The 20,357-nt window shown below is 67.0% G+C and carries 17 protein-coding genes; 8 read left to right on the top strand and 9 right to left on the bottom strand.

Annotated elements, in window-relative coordinates; all coding sequences use genetic code 11:
• Window positions 1–8 precede the first annotated feature (8 nt).
• Both fdhD and mobA read left to right on the top strand, forming a co-directional pair.
• A complete protein-coding gene (gene fdhD / locus ACO227_RS17320) occupies window positions 9–797 on the top strand; it encodes a formate dehydrogenase accessory sulfurtransferase FdhD (RefSeq protein WP_423603492.1) in 789 nt (262 codons plus the stop codon).
• Window positions 798–826: 29 nt separating this feature from the next.
• A complete protein-coding gene (gene mobA / locus ACO227_RS17325) occupies window positions 827–1,369 on the top strand; it encodes a molybdenum cofactor guanylyltransferase (protein ID WP_423603494.1) in 543 nt (180 codons plus the stop codon).
• 4 nt (window positions 1,370–1,373) lie between these two features.
• Here mobA and ACO227_RS17330 read toward each other — a convergent pair whose 3' ends face one another.
• From ACO227_RS17330 to ACO227_RS17365, 8 genes are all read right to left on the bottom strand, one after another.
• Entirely contained in the window at window positions 1,374–3,668 is a 2,295-nt protein-coding gene (locus ACO227_RS17330) for an FdhF/YdeP family oxidoreductase (RefSeq protein ID WP_423603496.1), read from the bottom strand.
• 43 nt (window positions 3,669–3,711) lie between these two features.
• On the bottom strand, window positions 3,712–4,881 hold the full coding sequence (pobA, locus tag ACO227_RS17335; protein ID WP_423603498.1) for a 4-hydroxybenzoate 3-monooxygenase: 1,170 nt from the start codon (window positions 4,879–4,881) through the stop codon (window positions 3,712–3,714).
• Window positions 4,881–5,828 (bottom strand): Gfo/Idh/MocA family oxidoreductase, encoded by a 948-nt coding sequence (locus tag ACO227_RS17340; RefSeq protein ID WP_423603500.1) that lies wholly within the window; start codon window positions 5,826–5,828, stop codon window positions 4,881–4,883. The genes pobA and ACO227_RS17340 overlap by 1 nt, the downstream gene beginning before the upstream one ends.
• A 163-nt stretch (window positions 5,829–5,991) precedes the next feature.
• Window positions 5,992–6,876, bottom strand: coding sequence for a class III extradiol dioxygenase subunit beta (locus ACO227_RS17345; protein WP_423603502.1), 885 nt, complete (start codon window positions 6,874–6,876; stop codon window positions 5,992–5,994).
• A complete protein-coding gene (gene ligA / locus ACO227_RS17350) occupies window positions 6,876–7,286 on the bottom strand; it encodes a protocatechuate 4,5-dioxygenase subunit alpha (RefSeq protein ID WP_423603504.1) in 411 nt (136 codons plus the stop codon). The genes ACO227_RS17345 and ligA overlap by 1 nt, the downstream gene beginning before the upstream one ends.
• Before the next feature lie 247 nt (window positions 7,287–7,533).
• Window positions 7,534–8,559 (bottom strand): amidohydrolase family protein, encoded by a 1,026-nt coding sequence (locus ACO227_RS17355; protein ID WP_423603509.1) that lies wholly within the window; start codon window positions 8,557–8,559, stop codon window positions 7,534–7,536.
• 160 nt (window positions 8,560–8,719) lie between these two features.
• Window positions 8,720–9,583 carry a DUF1932 domain-containing protein gene (locus tag ACO227_RS17360; RefSeq protein ID WP_423603511.1) on the bottom strand — a complete coding sequence of 288 codons (864 nt, stop codon included), beginning with the start codon at window positions 9,581–9,583 and terminating at the stop codon, window positions 8,720–8,722.
• A 163-nt stretch (window positions 9,584–9,746) separates the two neighbouring features.
• Window positions 9,747–10,949, bottom strand: coding sequence for a LysR family transcriptional regulator (locus ACO227_RS17365; RefSeq protein ID WP_423603513.1), 1,203 nt, complete (start codon window positions 10,947–10,949; stop codon window positions 9,747–9,749).
• A 118-nt stretch (window positions 10,950–11,067) separates the two neighbouring features.
• On the opposite strand from ACO227_RS17365, the gene ACO227_RS17370 reads away from it, so the two are divergent.
• From ACO227_RS17370 to ACO227_RS17380, 3 genes are read left to right on the top strand one after another with little or no spacing between them, the layout of a single operon-like run.
• Entirely contained in the window at window positions 11,068–11,742 is a 675-nt protein-coding gene (locus ACO227_RS17370; RefSeq protein ID WP_423603515.1) for a 4-carboxy-4-hydroxy-2-oxoadipate aldolase/oxaloacetate decarboxylase, read from the top strand.
• The gene (locus tag ACO227_RS17375) at window positions 11,735–12,790 is read left to right on the top strand and encodes a 4-oxalomesaconate tautomerase (protein ID WP_423603517.1); all 1,056 of its coding nucleotides are present in this window, start codon (window positions 11,735–11,737) and stop codon (window positions 12,788–12,790) included. The genes ACO227_RS17370 and ACO227_RS17375 overlap by 8 nt, the downstream gene beginning before the upstream one ends.
• Entirely contained in the window at window positions 12,787–13,689 is a 903-nt protein-coding gene (locus ACO227_RS17380) for an amidohydrolase family protein (RefSeq protein WP_423603519.1), read from the top strand. Before ACO227_RS17375 ends, ACO227_RS17380 begins: the two co-directional genes overlap by 4 nt.
• Window positions 13,690–13,791: 102 nt before the next feature.
• Here the strand turns inward: ACO227_RS17380 and ACO227_RS17385 are convergent, their stop codons facing one another.
• Entirely contained in the window at window positions 13,792–16,143 is a 2,352-nt protein-coding gene (locus tag ACO227_RS17385) for a TonB-dependent receptor (protein ID WP_423603521.1), read from the bottom strand.
• Between the two features lie 300 nt (window positions 16,144–16,443).
• On the opposite strand from ACO227_RS17385, the gene ACO227_RS17390 reads away from it, so the two are divergent.
• From ACO227_RS17390 to ACO227_RS17400, 3 genes are all read left to right on the top strand, one after another.
• On the top strand, window positions 16,444–17,778 hold the full coding sequence (locus ACO227_RS17390) for an MFS transporter (RefSeq protein WP_423603523.1): 1,335 nt from the start codon (window positions 16,444–16,446) through the stop codon (window positions 17,776–17,778).
• 85 nt (window positions 17,779–17,863) lie between these two features.
• Window positions 17,864–19,288 (top strand): aldehyde dehydrogenase, encoded by a 1,425-nt coding sequence (locus ACO227_RS17395; RefSeq protein ID WP_423603525.1) that lies wholly within the window; start codon window positions 17,864–17,866, stop codon window positions 19,286–19,288.
• 110 nt (window positions 19,289–19,398) lie between these two features.
• A complete protein-coding gene (locus ACO227_RS17400; RefSeq protein WP_423603527.1) occupies window positions 19,399–20,235 on the top strand; it encodes a p-hydroxycinnamoyl CoA hydratase/lyase in 837 nt (278 codons plus the stop codon).
• Window positions 20,236–20,357 lie beyond the last annotated feature (122 nt).

Raw genomic sequence — 20,357 nt, forward strand, 5'->3', positions numbered from 1 at the left:
TGCAGACCTTGGACCTCGCCGTGCGCCGGCTCGGTCTTGCGGAACCTGGAGACTGCGCGTCGCTGCGCAGCGTGCCGATCGAAGCGCCGATTTCGATCGAGGTTTGCGGGATCGGCTATGCGGTGATGATGGCGACGCCGTCGGACCTGCGCGATTATGCGTTTGGTTTCGCGCTCAGCGAAGGGCTGGTGAGTTGGCCCCACCAGATCGGCGACATCGGTATCCACGAGGCCGAAGGCGGCTGGATCATCCGACTCTGGTTGCCACCGGAACAGGCGGAATATGCACTCGAACGCGCTCGCAAGCGCGTTTCCGAAAGCAGCTGCGGCCTGTGCGGCATCGAGAATATCGAGCAGGTGCTTCGCCCCTTGCCGGTTCTCACGACAGGCATCACGACCAGCCGTGCCGCCGTCGCGCGGGCACTGGCGTCTCTGCCGGACCATCAGCCTCTCGGCCGGGCGACGGGCGCGGTTCACGCCGCAGCCTTCTGCACCCCGGATGGCGAGATCATCCGCGCCCGGGAGGATGTGGGCAGGCATAACGCGCTGGACAAGTTGATCGGAGCGTTGGCCACCGACGGGATCGATCCGGCGACCGGCTTCATCCTGCTCTCCGCACGATGCAGCTACGAACTGGTCGAAAAGACGGTGCGGGCCGGCTGCCCGATGCTGGTCACGATCTCCGCTCCGACGAGCTTGGCCGTCGAGCGCGCGATCGAAGCGGAGCTAACGCTGGTCACGCTCGCCCGTGCCGATTCCGCGCTGATCGTCTGCGACGATCGCGGCCGCATCCGATGAGAACGCTTGGCGTCGTCCTTGCTGGGGGCATGTCGCGCCGCTTCGGATCGGACAAGGCGGAAGCCGTATTCGAGGGGCGCAGCCTGCTTCACCGCACGGCCACGGCGCTGCATCCGCATTGCGACATGGTCGCGATCGTGGGCCGCAAGGTCAGCGGCTGGCCCGGCATCGAAGACTGGCCGGAGCCGGGAATGGGGCCGCTGGGCGGGCTGGCGGGCGCGCTTGCCCATGCCGCCGGGCATGAATTTGCGCAGGTGCTGTCCGTTCCAGTCGACTGCATCTTCCTGCCCCCGGATATCCGCGGCCTCCTCGAACCCGCCCCCGCCTATCTGGAGAGCCAGCCGGTCATCGGTCTCTGGCCGGTCGTTGCGCGCGCCCGGCTCGAACACATGCTGACCGAAGGCGACAAGCGAGCGGTCCGGGCCTTTGTGGAGAGGATCGGCGCGCGCGCGGTCGCGACGCGCTTCGCGCCGCCGAACGTCAACACGCCCGACGATCTGGCGCAGCTGCCGCGGGCGGCGCCGGCTTCCGCTGTAACGAGCGAAGACCTCGCCGACGCGGCAACGCGCTGATCCGTCAAACGGCCGGAGCGCTGCCGCCGCTCGCCCGCCCGACCACGCGTACGGGAATGGACTTGGCGGCCGGCGTGCCGCTGGTCCTGTCGAAATATCCCAGCGGAAGCAGCGGGTTGAGCTCCGGATAATAGCCCGCGACCGCGCCGCGCGACATGGGATAGTCGACGATCGTCAACCCTTCCACCCGGCGTTGGATGCCGTCGTCGCTGATCGTCTCGAGCGCAACCTGGGAACCCGCCTCCAGCCCGCGGGCTTCGCGGTCCTCCCGGTTCATGAGCAGCACCATCCGGTCGCCGTACACGCCGCGATAGCGGTCGTTGTAGCTGTAGATCGTGGTGTTGAACTGGTCGTGCGAACGCACCGTGGCGAGGCGCAGCATCGACGGATCGGACACCGCCGCGTTCACCTCCAGCCCCGGCAGGACGCGGAAGTTCGCCTTGCCGTTGGGCGTGTTCCAGATCCGCCGGCGTGGCGGGATATCGAGGTGGAAACCGGCGGGATTCCGAATGCGCTCGCCAAAGCCGCTGTAGATCGCCGGATAGACCTCCGCGATCTTGTCGCGGATGAGGTCGTAATTCTCGATATAGCTCGCCCACGGAATCCTGCTGTCCGGGAGCGTCGCCATCGCCATGCGGCAGACGATCTCGACCTCGGGCTTGAGATGCTCGCTCGCCGGCGCCAGCACCCCGCGCGAAGCGGTCACGTTCGACATCGAATCCTCGATCGTGACGAACTGTTCGCCGGCCGGCGTGCGGATCCATTCCGAACGCGCGACCACCGGCAGGATCAGCGCCTCGCGGCCATGGACCAGATGCCCGCGGTTGAGCTTGGTTGCGATCCCGACGGTCAGGTTCAGCTTGCGCATCGCGTCATAGGTACGATCGGTATCCGATATCGCGCGGACGAAATTGCCGCCGAGGCCGATGAACACCTTGGCGGTGCCGGCGTGCATCGCCTCGACCGCTTCCACCGCATGGTGCCCATGCGCGCGCGGCGGTTCGAAGTCGAACACCTCGCGTACCCGGTCGAGATAGGCTTCGGGCGGCTTTTCATCGATGCCCACAGTGCGGTCGCCCTGCACGTTCGAATGGCCGCGGATCGGCGAGATGCCCGCGCCCGGCTTGCCGAAATTGCCCTTGAGCAGCAGGATGTTGGCGATCTGCTGCACGAGCTTCGAGCCCTGCAGATGCTGGGTGATCCCCATTCCGTAGCAGATCATGGTCGCGTTCGAACGGATATAGATTTCGGCGCAGCGGCGGATCTGGCGCTCGTCGATGCCCGAATGCGCCACCAGATCGGCCCAGCTCTGGCTCAATATGTCGTCGCGCAGCGCCTCGAATCCTGCGGTATGCTCGCGAATGAAGTCGTGGTCGAAAATCGTCTCGCCCGCTGCCTCGCGTTCGAACATCGCCAGCATCATGCCCTTCAGCAGGGCAAGGTCGCCGCCGATCCGGATGTGAACGAACTCGCTGGTGATCGGCGTGGAGCCGAATGTCGCCATCTGGACGATGTCCTGCGGCTCGGTGAAGCGGATCAGCGCGCGTTCGGGCATCGGATTGACCGCGACGATGGGCACGCCCCGCTTCCGCGCCTCGACCAGGTTGGTCATCATTCGCGGGGCATTGGTCCCGGTATTGTGCCCGAAGAGGAAAATCGCCTCGGCATGCTCGAAATCCTCGAGCACCACCGTTCCCTTTCCAATGCCGATCGATGGCGGCAGGCCGCGGCTGGTGGGCTCGTGACACATGTTCGAGCAATCGGGAAAATTGTTGGTGCCGAACTGGCGCACGAAGATCGCATAGAGGAAGGCGGCCTCGTTCGGCGTGCGGCCCGACGTGTAGAATTCCGCCTGGTCGGGACTGTCCAACGCCCGCAAGTGCCTGGCGATCAGGACGAAGGCGTCGTCCCAGCCGACCGGGACATAGCGGTCGGTCCGCGCATCATACCGCATCGGCTCGGTCAGCCGGCCCTGCATCTCCAGCCAGTAGTCCGATTGCGCCATCAGCTCGGTGACGGTGTGCCGCTCGAAGAATTCGCGGGTGACGCGAAACTTGGTCGCCTCGTGCGCCAGGGCCTTTGCGCCATTCTCGCAGAATTCGAGCGTCTTCTTGCAATCGGCATCGGGAAAGGCGCAGCTCGGGCATTTGAAGCCGCCCGGCTGGTTCATCGACAGGAGCGCGCGCGACCCCTTGGTGACGACGCTCTGTTCGAGCAGGACCTTGGCGGTCGCCGCCGCCGCGCCCCAGCCGCCGGCAGGCCGGTTGTAAGTCTTGTAGCGGGGCTTTTCATCGGCCATCGGTCGGGCGCTCCATATCGCGGGCAGTCTAGGCCGCCACCGGCTATAACGGCAGCCCCACGTAATTCTCCGCGATCGCGGCCTGCATCGCCCGTGAGCTCGCGACATAGTCGAGTTCGGCCGCCTGCATGCGGTGCTCGAACGCCCCGTCCTCGGGAAAGCGATGCATCAGCTTGGTCAGATACCAGCTGAACCGCTCGGCCTTCCAGATCCGCGCCAGCGCCTTGGACTGATATCCGGCAAGGCCCGCCTCATCGCCCGCCTTGAAGAATGCGATCAACGCCTCCGACAGATAGGCCACGTCGGACGCCGCCAGGTTCAGCCCCTTCGCCCCGGTCGGCGGCACGATGTGCGCCGAGTCCCCGGCGAGGAACAGCCGCCCGTGCCGCATCGTCTCGAACACATAGGATCGGAGCGGCGCGATCGACATCTCGAGCGCCGGCCCGCGGGTCACGCCATGCGCGCTCAACGCGTCGAACCGCGCCGCCAGCTCGTTCCACAGCCGGTCCTCGCTCCAGTCCTCGACCCGATCGGTCAGCGGCACCTGGATATAGTAGCGGCTGCGCGTCGCCGATCGCATCGAGGCGAGCGCGAAACCGCGTGTCGTATTGGCGTAGATCAGCTCCGGGTGGCACGGCGGCACGTCCGCCAGGATGCCGAGCCAGCCGAACGGATATTCGCGCTCGTACTCGCGCACCGCGCGCCCCGGAATCGCCTTGCGCGACGGTCCGTGGAATCCGTCGCACCCGGCGATGAACGCGCAGTCGATCCGCCGCGTCTCGCCATCCTTCACATAGGTGACATAAGGCGCATCACCCTCCACATCGTGCAACGCCGCGCCCTCCGCCTCATAGACGATCTCCAGGCCGCGCTCCGGCGCCGCGTCCATGAGGTCGCGAGTCAGCTCGGTCTGGCCATAGACCGTCACATGCCTGCCGGTCAGGGCGGTGATATCGATGCGGATCAGGTGATCGCCCGAAGCAAGGTTGAACCCCTCCTCGATCAGTCCCTCGGCCTTCATCCGCGCGTCGATGCCGAGCTCGGTCATCAGGCCGGTCGTCACGGTCTCCAGCACGCCCGCGCGGATGCGTCCGAGGACATGGTCGGCCGACCGGCGCTCGACCACGACGCAATCCACCCCCGCCTGGCGCAGCAGATGGCCGAGTAGCAGCCCCGACGGCCCCGCCCCGATGATCGCGACCTGCGTGCGCATCAGCGCGCGGCTTCGAGCTGCTTCTCGAGCGCGTCCAGCACGCGATAGCAGGGCAGCACCTGCGCCACGCTGGCGTTGGGCTCGCGGCCCTCGTGGATCGCGCTCACGAACTCGCGATCCTGCAGCTCGATCCCGTTGCTGCTCACCGCCACGCCGGCCAGGTCGACCGGTTCTTCCTTGCCCGTCACCAGGTCGTCGTAGCGCGCGATCCAGGTGCCGTTGTCGCAGATGTAGCGGAAGAAGGTGCCGAGCGGCCCGTCATTGTTGAAGCTCAGCGAGAGCGTGCAGATCGCGCCGCTCTCGGCCTTCAATTGTATGGACATGTCCATCGCGATGCCGAGCTCGGGATGGTGCGGCCCTTCGATCGCATTGGCCGCCACGATCGGGCCGGCCTGATAGGCGAACAGGTCGACGGTGTGCGCGGCATGGTGCCACAGCAGGTGATCGGTCCAGCTCCGCGCCTCGCCCTTGGCGTTCATGTTCTTGCGGCGGAAGAAATAGGTCTGCACGTCCATCTGCTGGACGGCGAGCTCGCCCGCCGCGATCTTGCGGTGCAGATACTGGTGGCTCGGGTTGAAGCGGCGGGTATGGCCGACCATGCAGGTGAGGCCGGTCTGCTGCGCCTTGGCCAGCACCGCCTCGCCATCGGCCAGGCTGTCGCACAGCGGGATCTCGACCTGCACATGCTTGCCCGCCTCCATGCACTGGATCGCCTGGGCGGCGTGCATCTGCGTCGGCGTGCACAGGATCACCGCGTCCAGTCCCGGCTGCGCCAGCGCCTCGGCGAGCTCGGTGGTGGCATGCGGGATGCCATATTTGTCGGCGACCTGCTGAGTGGGCTCCAGCCGCCGCCCGACCACCGAGATCACCTCGACACCGTCGATGTTCCTGAGGCCGTCGAGATGCTTTTCGCCGAATGCGCCGGCGCCCGCGAGTGCGATCTTCATGCGTCAATCCTTCCTGGCTCCCCCTCCCTGCAAGGGAGGGGCTAGGGGTGGGTCCAGCGGAACCGGCGGCTCGATGCCGCCGGTTCCGCTTATGCGGTGAGGGCGGAAGGGCGAGCTGCGCTCGCACCCACCCCCGACCCTCCCTTGCAGGGAGGGGAGAAGGTCAAATCATCACGGCGCCACTGCCGGTCATATCCAGTCCTTCGCCATTGTCCGGGCGCAGCACGAGATGGCCGATCGCGGTGTTGCTGCACGGCACGTGATAATGCCGGTGCAGCGCGGCGGTGCGCTTGCCCAGCGCGCCGCGCATGATCAGCCACATCACCATCTCGATGCCTTCGCTGCCGGTCTCGCGCAGATATTCGATGTGCGGGATGCGGCGCAGATGATCGCTGTCGCCGATCAGTCCGTCGAGGAACATATTGTCCCACATCTTGTTGATCAGCCCCGCGCGCGGTCCCTGCAGCTGGTGGCTCATCCCGCCGGTGCCCCACACCTGGACGTTGAGATCCTCGGGAAAGCTCGCGATGGCGCGGGCGATCGCCTCGCCCAGTGCCCAGCAGCGATTGCCCGAGGGCGGCGGATAGGTGACGACGTTGACCGCCAGCGGGATCACCTTGCACGGCCATTCCTCCGCCGCGCCGAACATCATGCTGAGCGGCACGGTCAGCCCATGATCGACATCCATCTCGTTGATGATGGTCATGTCGAACTCGTCGAGGATCAGGCTCTGAGCGATGTGCCAGGCAAGATCCGGATGCCCGATCACATCCGGCACCTGGCGCGGTCCCCAGCCCTCGTCGGCGGGCTTGTAGCGCTCGCCGCAGCCGATCGCGAAGGTCGGGATGATCTTCATGTCGAACGCGGAGGCATGGTCGTTATAGACCAGCACGACCACGTCGGGCTTCTCCGCCTTCTCCCATTCGCGGGTCCAGTCGTATCCGGCGAAGATCGGGCCGAAATAATCGTCCTTGTCCTTGCCGAAATCATGGGCGACGCCCAGCAGCGGCACATGGCTCGACGCCACGCCTGCGGTGATGCGGGCCATTATCTGCCCTCCTTCTTCGAGCGTTGCCCATCCGGCGAGCGCCCGCCGGCGTTCATCATCGCCTGATACTCCTCGACCGAGACGCCGGTCATCGTGCTCACCGCCTGGACGAAGCTCAGGCCATCGGTGGAGAAGACCTTGGACAGGAAATAGATGTTGCCGCCGAGGTCGAGCAGCCTGTTGTAGTCGCGCGCCAGCACTGCCGCCTTCTGGTCGTCGGTCAACGGCCATTCCTCCAGATAGGCCTTCTCGTCGGCCTTCCAGCGCTCGCGGTTCTCGGGCTTCATCAGGCTCATCGCGAACTGGTTGAGGTGATAGCCCTGCCGTGCCCGCGCCGCGGTGAACACACGCGTGCCGGGAATGTCCTCGAACTCGGCGAGGTAGCCGTGGATGTCCTTGGGGCCTGTCATCGGCTGTCCCCATTTCGTTCACGCGAAGGCGCGAAGGCGTGAAGAACGGAAGGCTGATTCACGCGGAGGCGCGGAGGCGCGGAGACGTTGCTCTGCTTTGCGGCGTCAGCCGCTGTCACATTCGCATGATATTTGACTGGCCGCTTGGAATGGAGGCCGCTGGCGCGGCAGGGGCAGCTCTCCGCGTCTCCGCGCCTCCGCGTGAAACTGCCTTCGCGCCTTCGCGCCTCCGCGTGAACCAGAACCATCACAACCCCCGCGCCTTCAGCTTGGCGTCCAGCCGCGGGAACACCCGCCGCGCATTGCCCTCGAAGATCGCCGCGCGCTCGGCGTCGGAAATGTCCAGCGCATCGACGTAACGCTTGGTGTCGTCGAAATAATGCCCGGTGGTCGGATCGATCCCGCGCACCGCGCCGATCATCTCGGACCCGAACAGGATGTTCCTGTTCGCGATCACGTCGGCGAGCAGGTCGATGCCCGGCTGGTGGTAGACGCAGGTGTCGAAGAAGATGTTGTTCATGAGATGCGTGTCGAGGCTCGGCTTCTTGAGCATGTCCGCCAGCCCGCGATAGCGTCCCCAATGATATGGCACGGCGCCGCCGCCATGCGGGATGATGAAGCGCAGCGTCGGGAAGTCGGCGAACAGGTCGCCTTCCAGCAGCTGCATGAACGCGATCGTGTCGGCCGCGATGTAGTAGCCGCCGGTCGCATGCATCGCCGGATTGCAGCTGCCCGAGACATGGATCATCGCCGGCACGTCGAGCTCGACCATTTTCTCGTAGAAGGGATACCAATAGCGGTCGGTCAGCGGCGGATGGGTGAAGTGCCCGCCGCCCGGATCGGGGTTGAGGTTGCAGCCGATGAAGCCGAGCTCGTTCACGCAGCGCTCGAGCTCGTCGATGCTCGCGGCCATGCCCGCCTTGGGCGATTGCGGCAGCATGCACACGCCGACAAAGGTCTCGGGGAACAGCCCGACGACGCGCGCGATCAGGTCGTTGCACCGCATCGCCCATTCCCTGGCGACCGCCTCGTCCCCGACATGCGGCGCCATCGCCGAGGCGCGCGGGCTGAAGATCGTGAGGTCGGCGCCCCGTTCCTGGATCAGCCGCAGCTGGTTCGCCTCGATCGTCTCGCGGATCTCGCCGTCGCTGATCTCGGGATAGGGCGGACACGGCGTTCCGGCCTTGAACGCGGCCTTCTGCGCCTCGCGCCATGCGTCGTGCGCCTTGGGCAGCACGGTATAATGGCCGTGACAGTCGATGATGAGGCTCACGCCCGTTCCTCTCCACATGAACCAGCCGTCACCCCGGCCTCGTGCCGGGGTCCTCCGTGCCGCACACGATGCCATAGAGGCTCGCCGGTCTGACCGAGATGCCAAGTGGACCCCGGCACGAGGCCGGGGTGACGGATAGAGTCCGGGCGCGCCATGGCACTCACGCCGCTTGCCCCGTCGCCGAACCGTCGATGCGCGCCAGCTTCGCCGCCAGTCCTTCGGGCGGCACTACGCCCAGCGCCCCCAGCTCCCGCTGCCGGGCGATCGTCCCACGCGTCATCACCGGATCGATGCCCAGCTCCGCCAGCGTGTTGGCGACTTCCTCCATCTCGGCCGCGCGCCGCGTGCCGTGCGCCAGCATCCGGTCGAGATTATAGTCCGCCCGCTCTCGCCAGCCTTGCACCTTCGAGCTCGCATCGAGCGAAGCGAGCACCGCTTCGGTCACGCCGGCGCGGTTCGCGGCAAGGATGCACTCCCCGGTCAGCGCCTCGATCCCCTTGACCATTACCGATCGGATCATCTTGATCGCCGACGCGTCGCCCACCTTCGGCCCGGCGATCTCGACCTTGGTGAAGCCGATCGCCGCCAGCGCCGCCGCGGCGTCCGCGGCATGCGGCCCGGCGACCAGCAGCGGCACCGCCAGGCCCGCCGGATGCACCGGCGCCATCACTGCGACATCGGCATAGCGCCCGCCCGCCGCCTCGATCGCCGCTGCCGCCGCACGCTTCGTGCCCGGCGCGACGCTGTTCATGTCGAGCCACAGGGCGCCGGGTGCGAGCAGCGCGGCATTGTCCTGCGCGGCAACCAGCGCCTGATCGGCCGTCACCAGCGACAGCACGGCCGCAGCCCCGTCCAGTGCCTCTCGCGCCGTCTCGCAGCCATGCACGCCGCCGACGTCATAGTCCGCCAGCTTGGCCGCGCGGTCAGCCGGATCGCCGGTCTTGAGATCGAACGCCGCGTCGCCGGCGCGCGCGAAGGCGCGGCCGGCCTCGCCAAAGCCGATAAAGGCGACTTTGGCGTTCACGCCCAGCGCGCTTTCGGCGTTCTATCTTGGGGACGTTCCGCCCTGGATGTGGACGCGGGGGATCGGGCGAAAGCCAACTTCGTACACGACATGTTCCGCTTTCTCTCCATCCCCCACGGCTAGGGCGGATCTGGGACTAAACAAAATCCAATTGCCTCACCGGCTATCGGTTTTCCGGAAGTCTTGTTTCAGACGAGGCCGAATGGATCAGGTCGATCAGCCGTTGCTGGCGCGCGGTGGGGCGCCAGTTGACGCGCGTGGTGATGCCGATGGTGCGCACCATGTCGGGCAAATCGGGACCGACCCGGGCGAGCATCCCCGCCTCCACCTCGAGCGCGACCTGATCGGGCGAGAGCAGGGTCAGCAGGTCGCTCTGCGCCAGCATTCCGCGGATCACCATCACCGATCCGCACTCCACCGGCACCTCGGGCAATACCCGGCCGGCGAACAGTGCCTCCCAGTGCGCGCGCAGCGGGGTTCCCGGCGGGCCGACGACCCATTGCCGCGCCGCGAGCTGGTCGAGCGTCACCGGCCGCCCGGCAAGCGGATGCCCGGCGCGGCCGAAGATCGCGAGCCGGTCGGTGAACAGCGGCACCTGCTCGACCCCCGCCGGCGGCGCCTCGCGCAATGCGCCGATCGCCAAGTCGATCACGCCGTCGAGCAGCGGCTCGATCAGCTCGCGCCACGACCCCTCGACCACGTCGATCACCGTCTCCGGCGCCTCGCGCAACCAGGCGGCAAGCGCGTGGGGGAGCAGCAGCGCGCGGCTGAGCGGCATCGCCCCGATCGTGATCCGATCGACATCGGCGCCGTCGCCCCGCGCCTCGGCGATGCCGGCGGCGATCTCGCGCGCCGCTAGCCGCACGCCGCGCGCCATCGCCCTTCCGGCGGGCGTCAGCACCGTGCCGCGCCCGCGCCGCTCGGCCAGGGTCACGCCGCAGATCTGCTCCAGGTCGCGGACCGCGCGATGGATCGCAGGCTGCGACGCGCCGCTCGCGCCCGCCGCGCCGACGAAGCTCTGCGCGTCGCTGAAATGCAGGAACGCGTCGAGCTGGGTGGCGGTCATCAGCCATTCGGGCCGGGTGAAGCCGCGCGCGCCGCGCCCCGGCCGCGACGCCGCGGCGAGATAGCCGAACGCCCGCTCGGCACGCTCGGCCAGCGCCCTGCCCGCCGCGGTGGGCGCGACGCCATCCGGCCGCCGGTCGAACAGCGCGACCTCGAGCTGGCGCTCGAGCTTGCCCAGCCCCTGGGTCAGCGCCGGCTGCGACAGCCCCACCGCCTCCGCCGCCCGGCTGAGGCTCCCCCGCCCCGCCACCGCGGAGAGCGCGCGCAGATGGCGCAGATTGAGCTCGAAGGGTCGCGGCACCGCTATAAGATATCCGGAAAACTTATGGGATGCCATCAATTCCTAAGTGGAACATGTCACGTACGATGTTGCCTTTCCCCCCAACCCCGCCATCCACGTTCCCCAGAGGAGATGTCCAATGTCGGCACGCGTCGTGCAAAACACCCCCCGCACCCCCTTGGACATCGTCGATGGCCTCGGAGAATCAGGCGTCGCCACCGTGCACGAGGCGCAGGGCCGGATCGGCCTGCTCGCCCATTATATGCGCCCGATCTATCCCGGCGCGCGGGTCGCGGGCAACGCCGTCACCATCTCCGCTCCGCCCGGCGACAATTGGATGGTGCATGTCGCGATCGAGCAGCTGCGCGAAGGCGATATCCTCGTCCTCGCACCGACCAGCCCGTGCGTGGACGGCTATTTCGGCGATCTGCTGGCGACCAGCGCGATGGCGCGCGGGTGTCGCGGCCTCGTGATCGACGCCGGCGTGCGCGACGTGCGCGACCTCACCCGGATGGGTTTCCCGGTCTGGTCGAAGGCGGTGTTCGCGCAGGGTACGGTCAAGAACACGCTGGGGTCGGTGAACGTGCCGATCGTCTGCGCCGGGGCGGCGATCGAACCGGGCGATGTGATCGTCGCCGATGACGACGGCGTTTGCGTGGTGAAGCGCCAGGATGCCACGGCAGTGCTGGAGCAGGCACGCGCACGCGAAGCGGCGGAGGAAAGCAAGCGCAAACGCCTGGCGGCGGGCGAGCCGGGGCTCGACATCTACGACATGCGCCCGAGACTGGCCGAGATGGGTCTCAAATATGAGTGACGGCATCCGCTGCATGTGGATGCGCGGCGGCACGTCGAAGGGAGGTTACTTCCTCAAGGACGACCTGCCCGCCGATCCCGCCGCGCGCGACGCGTTCCTGCTGCGCGTGATGGGATCGCCGGACCCGAGGCAGATCGACGGGATGGGCGGCGCCGATCCGCTGACCAGCAAGGTCGCGGTCGTGAGCAAGTCGGCACGCGAGGGTGTCGATGTCGACTATCTGTTCCTGCAGGTGTTCGTCGATCAGCCGATCGTCACCGATGCGCAGAATTGCGGCAATATCCTCGCCGGGATCGGTCCCTTCGCGATCGAGCGCGGTCTAGTGCAGGCGCAGGACGGCGAGACCCGCGTCGCGATCTTCATGGAGAATACCGGGCAGGTCGCCGTCGCCACCGTGCAGACGCCCGGCGGCAGGGTGCGCTACGCGGGGAGTGCCGCGATCAGCGGCGTTCCCGGCACCGCGGCGCCGATCCCCCTTGCCTTCCGCGATACCGCCGGATCCTCCTGCGGCGCATTGCTGCCGACCGGCAACGGTGCCGACGAGATCGACGGGGTGAAGGTGACGCTGATCGACAACGGCATGCCGTGCGTGGTCATCGCCGCCAGCGACATGGGCATCACCGGTTACGAGGACCGCGACACGCTCGACGCCGATGCCGCTATGAAAGCGAAGGTCGAGGCGATCCGCCTGAAGGCCGGGCCGCTGATGAAGCTGGGCGACGTCACTGGAAAGTCGGTGCCCAAGATGATGCTGGTCGCTGCACCCCGAGAGGGCGGCGCGATCGCCGTGCGTTCGCTGATCCCGCATCGCGTCCATGCCTCGATCGGGGTGCTCGGCGCGGTGAGCGTGGCGACGGCATGCCTGATCGAGGGATCGCCCGCCGCGGCGCTGGCGCAGGTGCCCGGGGGGACAAGCAAGACGCTGGGAGTCGAGCATCCCACGGGCGTCACCGAATGCGTGGTCACCGTCGATGCGGACGGCGCCCCGGTCGAAGCCGGGATGCTGCGCACCGCGCGTAAATTGATGGATGGAGAGGTATTCGCGTGAAGGACGAAGCGGGGCGTATCCGCAGCTGGGCGCTCGAGCCATCCAAGCCGCGCTACGCCCCGCCGCCGGGCGCCGTGGACGCCCATTGTCACGTCTTCGGCCCGATGGCGCGGTTCCCGTTCAGCCCCAAGGCCAAGTACCTGCCGCAGGATGCGGGGCCGGAGATGCTGTTCGCGCTGCGTGACCAGCTGGGCTTCAGCCGCAATGTGATCGTCCAGGCGAGCTGTCACGGAACCGACAATCGCGCCACGCTGAACGCGATCGCGAGGTCGAACGGGAAGGCCCGCGGGGTCGCGGTGGTCGATCCGGCGATTTCCGACGGAGAACTCGACTCGCTGCACGACGGCGGCATCCGCGGGGTGCGGTTCAATTTCCTCAAGCGGCTGGTGGACGACGCGCCCAAGGACAAGTTCCTCGACGTGGCGCATCGCATCGCGCGGCTGGGCTGGCATGTCGTGGTCTATTTCGAGGCGGACATTCTCGAGGAGATGAGGCCGTTCCTCGATGCGATTCCCGTGCCGGTGGTGATCGACCATATGGGCCGGCCCGATGTCCGGCAGGGCTCCGACGGCGCGGACATGCGCGCCTTCCGCGCGTTGCTCGACAGCCGCGACGACATCTGGACCAAGGTGACCTGCCCCGACCGGCTCGATCCGGCAGGCCCGCCCTATGCCGATTTCATCGCCGCCGTGCGGCCGCTGGTCGAGGCCTATCCCGACCGCGTGCTGTGGGGCACCGACTGGCCGCATCCCAACATGGAAAGCGTGCTGCCCGACGATGGCGCGCTGGTCGATGTGATCCCGGCGATCGCGCCTGCCGCCGAGCTGCAGCACAAGCTGCTGGTCGCCAATCCGATGCGCCTCTATTGGCCCGAAACGTCCGTGACGCGCCGGGCCTAGGTCAAGAACCGATACAAGTCGTTGTTATCGGGAATCAATTCACCTTCGTTCGTCATCCCCGCGAAGGGCGGGGATGACGAAGTTTGAATATGGGTCCCCAACCTAGAAGCGCCCGGAGACCTGCACATACCAGCTGCGCGGCCGTGCGAAGATGCGCTCGGCATAGCCCAGCGTGGCGAGGGAGGCGTTGCCCTGAATCAGATAACGCTCGTCGAACAGGTTGTTCACGCCCCCGCTCAGCTCGACCCCGTTGTCGAGCTTGAGCGTCAGCGAGGCATTGCCCACGAAATAGCCGTCCTCCTCGATCAGCGGTACGCTGCCGGTGATGAAGCTGATCTTGGAGGTGTAGCTGCCGTCGATCCGGGGCGTCAGCGTCGTCTCGCCACCCAGCGGGATCGCGTAGGAGATACCGAAATTCGCCTGGTAATCGGGCGTGAAGGGCAGATCGTCACCCGGCGCCACGGTCGCGGTCGCGCCCGGTACTGGGGTGATGCTCTTGATCTTGTCGTCGAGGATGCTGAGCCCCGCGTCGAGGGTCAGGCCCCAGGCCGTGCGCAGGCTCGCCTCGGCCTCGAAGCCGCGGATGCGCGCTTCGCCCGCGTTGAACAGCAGCGGCACCACGCCCTGGCGGAAGATCAGCTGGATGTCCTGATATTCTGCCTGGAACGCGGCGAGGTTGACGCGCAGCCGGCCGAACTGGGTCTTCGCACCGACCTCGTAGCTGGTCACCTTCTCCTCGTCGAAGGGCACCGGAAGGTTGCCGGCGGGCGCGGCATTGTAGCGGGTGTTGAACCCGCCCGACTTGAAGCTGCGCGCATAGGAGGCATAGGTGCTGATTGCGTCGTTCCAGCGATACTGGACACTCGCCGATCCGGTCAGCGCCGAGAAGGTCTCGGTGAAGGGACGGTTGAAGATGAACAGCGGCCCGCCCTGCGAGGTCGCCAGCGTCGGCAACGGGCTGGGATCGGGCTGCGTGCCCGGGAACAAGTTCAGCACGGTCCCCTGATAGGTCTTGCGGTCCGAAGTGTAGCGCAGCCCGCCGCTGAGCTCGAGGCCCTGCACCGGCTCCCAGCTCAGCTCGCCGAATGCCGCGACCGAATCGGTCTCGAGCCGCGAAATCTGCAGATCGCGCGTTGCCGGCCCGCCCGCGAGGATCGACGCGATCACCGGCGGCGAAGGCGGGAAAGACAGCGGCACGGTCGCGCGCTCGTTGGTGGTCTCGTTGAAATAATAGCCACCCAGGATCGCGTTCACCTTCCCCAGATCGAGCTGGAGCTGGACCTCCTGGCTGAACTGTTGCGACTTCGAGCCGACATCGGTGGTGATCATCAGGAACGGCGTGTTGTCGGCATCGCGGATGCCGCGCGATTCGGTCTCGCGGTAAGCCGTGATCAGCTTCACGGTTGCCTGATCCGTGAGCCGGATATTGCCGGTCGCGGCCAGCCCCCAGACTTCGGACGTGCTCAGCACCGCCGCGGTGCCGCCGTTGACGAAATCGCCGCGCGCCTGGAAGTCGTTGGCGCAGCGCGCGTCGTTGATCAGCGGCACGTTGGGCGCGCCGAAGCGCGGATCGCCGGGCGCCAGCGGCGCGAAGGGAATGGTCGCGCCGGGGCAGCCCGCCGCGACGCTGACGATCGCCGCCACTGGCGCCTGCTCGTTGATCCCTGCGAACACGAACGGAGCGCCATGCTCGTCCTGCTTGCTGTAATCGGCGCGCATCACCAGGTCGAAGTCCGCCGACGGCTCCCATTTGAGCGAGCCCGCGAACGAGTAGCGGTTCTCATTCCCCAGATCGAGTCCGTCGAACGCGCGGATCACATAGCCGTCGCGCTTGCGGAATCCGCCCGAGAGGCGCGCCGCGACGGTCTCCCCAATCGGGATGTTGAGCGCCGCGAAGCCCTCGTACCAGTCGTCGCCGCCGACGCGGAAGCGCGCGCGGCCGCTGAATTCGCCGAGCTCGGGTTGCTTCGTGCGCACGAGGATCGCGCCGCCGATCGTGTTGCGCCCGAACAAGGTACCCTGCGGCCCGCGCAGCACCTCGACGCTGGCGATGTCACCGAAGTCGATCGCGCCGCCGACGGCGCGGCCGAGATACACCTCGTCGAGATAGATGCCGACCCCCGGATCGACCGCCGCGGTCGGATCGACCTGTCCGACGCCGCGAATGAACACCACGGAGGAGGCGCTGTTGCCCGAAAGCTGGCCCGCCGGCTTGAACTGGAGGCTCGGCGTGATGCGCTCGAGATCCTGGGTCTGCTGGACTTGCCGGTCCTCGAGCATCTCGGCACTGAATGCGGAGATCGCGACGGGCGTGTCCTGCAGGCTTTCCTCGCGGCGGCGGGCGGTGACCAGGATCTCCGTCGGATCCTCGGCCGCCAGATCCCCGGCAGGCGGGGCATCGACCTGGGCGTGAGCTTCTTGCGGAAGCAACCCGCTCGCCAGGATAAGCGCCATCGCGGCACCGCAAGCGAAGTGCGCGCGCGTGAATGCCAAATGCCCAGCCATGCAATCCTCCCTAGGCTCGAAACCCTCACGGGGTTTCATTCTGGGCCGAGGTTCGCACTCTAATTAGTTTACGTCAATAACTGTTATGGCATAGAGCAATTTATCGGAGGATTGCCCCTCGCGGGAGGCCAGCTGCAGTGGCAGCGGGGTGTGATCGAAGACGGCGGACGGCGCTTGAGGAAATGCGCGCGCGCATCTATCGCTAAACTTGTTAATAGACATAACAAACCAGCGAATGTGGGAGGGAATATGGCCACCGATCCGCGCGAAGTGATCGACCGCGAGCCCATGTCGCGCTTCCAATGGAGCGCCGTCGCGACGATGATCGGCTTGAACGCGCTCGACGGGTTCGACGTGCTGTCGATCAGCTTTGCCTCGCCCGGCATCGCCAAGGATTGGGGCATCGACCGCGCCGCGCTGGGCATCGTGCTGTCGATGGAGCTGGTCGGCATGGCGGTCGGATCCCTGTTCCTCGGCGGGGTGGCCGACCGGATCGGACGGCGCGCGACGATCCTTTCCTGCCTGTGCCTGATGACGGTCGGCATGCTCGGCGCGGCGAGCGCGCACGGCGTGGAGGTGCTCTCGGCGTGGCGCGTACTCACGGGGATCGGGATCGGCGGGATGCTTGCGGCGACCAACGCCGCGGTCGCCGAGGCAGCGAATGCGAAGCACCGCTCGCTGGCGGTGGTGCTGATGGCCGCCGGCTATCCGGTCGGCACGATCGTCGGCGGGTCGGTCTCGGCGGTGCTGCTGTCGATGTATGACTGGCGCGCGGTGTTCCTGTTCGGCGCGGTCTGCTCGGTGCTGTTCATCCCGCTGGTGCTCTGGCGCGCGCCCGAATCGGTCGCGTTTCTGATGCACAAACGCCCGCCCGGGGCACTCGAACGGATCAACGCGACGCTCGCGCGGATGGGCCATGCGCCGGTCGATGCCCTGCCCGAACCGCAGGCGGCGGCGCGCAAGGTGCCGCTGGTCGATCTCTTCTCGCCTGGCCTGATGCGGCCGACGGTGCTGCTCACCCTCGCCTATCTCGCGCATATCATGACCTTCTATTTCATCCTCAAATGGATCCCGAAGATCGTGGTGGACATGGGTTTTCCTCCGCCCGAGGCGGCGGGCGTGCTGGTATGGGCCAGCATCGGCGGGGCAACCGGATCGCTGATCCTCGGGCTGCTCACCGGCAAGATCCGGCTGCTCGCGCTCACCATCTTCGCGATGCTGCTCTCGACCGTGCTGGTGATCGTGTTCGGACGCGCGCAGAGCGATCTTGCCGCGCTTTCGACCGTTGCGGCACTGGCCGGTTTCGCGACCAACGCAGGCGTGGTCGGGCTCTATGCGCTGATCGCCCAGTCCTTCCCGACCGGCGTGCGCGCCACGGCGACCGGCTTCGTGATCGGCGTCGGCCGCGGCGGATCGGCGCTGGCGCCGGCGCTGGCCGGATTCCTGTTTGCCGCGGGCCACGGGCTCCAGACGGTCGCGATCCTGATGGGGCTGGGCTCGATCATCGGGGCGATCGCGTTGTTCGCGATGCGCGGCTGGTCCGCGCCGGTCGAAGCCTCGAGCCACAGGAATAGCGGTGCCTGATGCGCCCGAGCGTCGCGCAGGGTCCAAATAGCCGTTGCAATGCGATCCTAATGCTATAGCATATAGCAATATTAGGAGAGGCGTCATGGCAACGATCGCACCGCCGGCACCCGGCGACACCTTCACCCGTCTCAACCCCGTGACCGGCGAGGTCGCGACCGAGGCGCGGGCGTTCACCGTCGATCAGGCGAACCAAGCGGTCGAGGCCGCCGCCGCCGCCTTCCCGGCCTGGTCGGCGCTCGGCCCCAACGCACGTCGTGCGGCACTCACCAAGGCAGCCGATGCGCTCGCTGCGAAGGCCGAGGACTTCGTCGCGGCGATGAAAGGCGAGATCGGGGCGACCGAAGGCTGGGCACGCTTCAACCTGATGCTTGCGGTGAGCATGATCCGCGAGGCCGCGGCGCTCACCACCCAGATCGGCGGCGAGGTGATCCCGTCGGACAAGCCCGGCTGCATCGCGATGGCGATCCGCGAGCCGGTGGGGGTGCTGCTCGGCATCGCGCCGTGGAACGCGCCGATCATTCTGGGCGTGCGCGCGGTGGCGGTGCCGCTGGCATGCGGCAATACGGTAGTGCTCAAGGCGAGCGAGCAATGCCCACGTACCCACAGCCTGATCGCCGAAGCGTTTGACGAGGCGCTACCCAAGGGAGCGGTGAGCATCGTCACCAATGCGCCCGAGGACGCGCCCGCGATCGTCGGGGCGCTGATCGACAACCCGCATGTCCGCCGCATCAACTTCACCGGATCGACCGCGGTTGGCCGGATCATCGCCAAGCGCGCCGCAGAGCATCTCAAGCCGGTCCTGCTGGAGCTGGGAGGCAAAGCCCCGATGATCGTACTGGAGGACGCCGATCTGGACGAGGCGGTCAAGGCCGCTGCGTTCGGCGCGTTCATGAACCAGGGCCAGATCTGCATGTCGACCGAGCGGATCATCGTCGTCGACGCGGTCGCCGACGCCTTTGTCGAGAAGTTCGCGGCCAAGGTGGGAACGATGCCGGTCGGCGATCCGCGCGAGGGCAAGACGCCGCTCGGCGCGGTGGTCGATCAGAAGACGGTCGATCATGTGAAATCGCTGATCGACGACGCGCTCGCCAATGGCGCGGTGCAGGTGAACGGCGGCGAGGCGAATGGCGTGCTGATGCCGGCCCATGTCGTCGACAAGGTGACGCCGCAGATGAAGCTGTTCCGCGACGAGAGCTTCGGCCCCGTGGTCGGCGTGATCCGGGCGCGCGACGAGGCACAAGCGATCGAGCTGGCCAACGACACGGAATATGGTTTGTCCGCATCGGTGTTCACCCGGGACACCGCGCGAGGGCTCAAGGTCGCCAGGCAGATCAAGTCGGGCATCTGCCATGTCAACGGCCCCACCGTGCACGACGAGGCGCAAATGCCGTTCGGCGGGGTCAAGGCTTCCGGCTATGGCCGCTTCGGCGGCAAGGCGGGGATCGACAGCTTCACCGAGCTGCGCTGGATCACGATCGAGACCGAGCCGGGCCATTATCCGATTTGAAGCAATGCCGTCGCCCCGGTGAAAGCTGGGGCCTCCCGCCGCATGCGCATCGCTTGCGGCATGGGATCCCGGCTTTCGGCGGGATGACGATCAGAAGGAAAGCGAACTACATGACCGAGACTTCCGCCAACGGCGTCGTCGCCTATGATGTCGAGAACGGCATCGCCTGGGTGCGCTTCAATCGCCCGGACAAACGCAACGCGATGAGCCCGACGCTCAACCGCGACATGATGGAGGTGCTCGACGCGCTCGAGTTCCGCGACGATGTCGGTGTACTCGTGCTGAGCGGCGAAGGCCCGGCGTGGACCGCGGGCATGGATCTCAAGGAATATTTCCGCGAGACCGAGGCGCAGGGCCTCGCCGGCACGCGCAAAGCGCAGCGCGAGAGCTATGGCTGGTGGCGGCGCCTGCGCTGGTACCAGAAGCCGACGATCGCGATGATCAATGGCTGGTGCTTCGGCGGCGGCTATGGTCCGCTCTTCGCCTGCGACCTCGCATTTGCGGCGGAGGAAGCGAAGTTCGGCCTCAGCGAGATCAACTGGGGCATCCTGCCGGGCGGCGGCGCGACCAAGGTCGCGACCGAGCTGATGCCCTTCCGCAAGGCGATGTACCACGCGATGATGGGCGAGAATATCGACGGCAAGACCGCCGCCGAGTGGGGCTTGGTCAACGAGGCCTTGCCGCTCGCCGAGCTCAAGGACCGCGTGACCGAGGTGGCCAATGTGCTGTTGCAGAAGAACCCGGTGGCGCTGAAGGCGACCAAGGATGCGATCCGCCGCGTCGGCGTGATGAGCTATGACGATGCCGAGGACTATCTGGTGCGTGCGCAGGAGGCGGCAAACTCGTACGACAATGACGGGCGCAAGGAAGGCATCCGCCAGTTCATCGACGAGAAGAGCTACAAGCCCGGCCTTGGCGCCTACGACAAGGATCGCGTGAAAGCGTGATCGAACGATAATTCTCCTCGCCTCGGTACGGAGACGGGGACCATGCGAAGCATGGTGGGGGTCGACACGAGCGGCGTGTTTCGAGACGAACCCCCTCCGTCAGCGCTTCGCGCTGCTACTCC

The organism is Sphingomonas sp. MS122 (assembly GCF_049532975.1).
In the GTDB taxonomy this organism is placed as follows: Bacteria; Pseudomonadota; Alphaproteobacteria; order Sphingomonadales; family Sphingomonadaceae; genus Sphingomonas.